Here is a 1,330-nt window from a genome sequence, read left to right on the forward strand (position 1 = left end):
GCTGCAATGACACGACTTCGGCGGTACGCTTGAGCCCCGCTACATTGTCGGCGCGGAATCACTTGACCAGTGAGCTATTACGCACTCTTTCAAGGGTGGCTGCTTCTAAGCCAACCTCCTGGTTGTCTCTGCGACTCCACATCCTTTCCCACTTAGCGTACGCTTAGGGGCCTTAGTCGATGCTCTGGGCTGTTTCCCTCTCGACCATGGAGCTTATCCCCCACAGTCTCACTGCCGTGCTCTCACTTACCGGCATTCGGAGTTTGGCTAAGGTCAGTAACCCGGTAGGGCCCATCGCCTATCCAGTGCTCTACCTCCGGCAAGAAACACACGACGCTGCACCTAAATGCATTTCGGGGAGAACCAGCTATCACGGAGTTTGATTGGCCTTTCACCCCTAACCACAGGTCATCCCCCAGGTTTTCAACCCTGGTGGGTTCGGTCCTCCACGAAGTCTTACCTCCGCTTCAACCTGCCCATGGCTAGATCACTCCGCTTCGGGTCTTGAGCGTGCTACTGAATCGCCCTATTCGGACTCGCTTTCGCTACGGCTTCCCCACACGGGTTAACCTCGCAACACACCGCAAACTCGCAGGCTCATTCTTCAAAAGGCACGCAGTCACGAGATACAGCAAGCTGTATCCGACGCTCCCACGGCTTGTAGGCACACGGTTTCAGGTACTATTTCACTCCGCTCCCGCGGTACTTTTCACCATTCCCTCACGGTACTATCCGCTATCGGTCACCAGGGAATATTTAGGCTTAGCGGGTGGTCCCGCCAGATTCACACGGGATTTCTCGGGCCCCGTGCTACTTGGGTGTCTCTCAAACGAGCCGTCAATGTTTCAGCTACGGGGGTCTTACCCTCTACGCCGGACCTTTCGCATGTCCTTCGCCTACATCAACGGTTTCTGACTCGTCTCACAGCCGGCAGACTGTGAAAGAGAGATCCCACAACCCCGTATACGCAACCCCTGCCGGGTATCACACGCATACGGTTTGGCCTCATCCGGTTTCGCTCGCCACTACTCCCGGAATCACGGTTGTTTTCTCTTCCTGAGGGTACTGAGATGTTTCACTTCCCCTCGTTCCCTCCACATGCCCTATGTGTTCAGGCATGGGTGACAGCCCATGACGACTGCCGGGTTTCCCCATTCGGAAACCCCCGGATCAAAGCCTGGTTGACGGCTCCCCGGGGACTATCGTGGCCTCCCACGTCCTTCATCGGTTCCTGGTGCCAAGGCATCCACCGTGCGCCCTTAAAAACTTGGCCACAGATGCTCGCGTCCACTGTGTAGTTCTCAAACAACGACCAGCCACCCATCACACC

The 1,330-nt window shown here is 56.4% G+C and carries 1 rRNA gene (cut by a window edge); it reads right to left on the bottom strand.

The annotated features are described in order from the left end of the window. Positions 1–1,273: ribosomal RNA gene (locus ACZ60W_RS36990) — 23S ribosomal RNA — on the bottom strand; it reaches 1,942 nt to the left of the window's first position. Positions 1,274–1,330 lie beyond the last annotated feature (57 nt).

This window comes from Streptomyces sp. NPDC104202 (assembly GCF_055584185.1).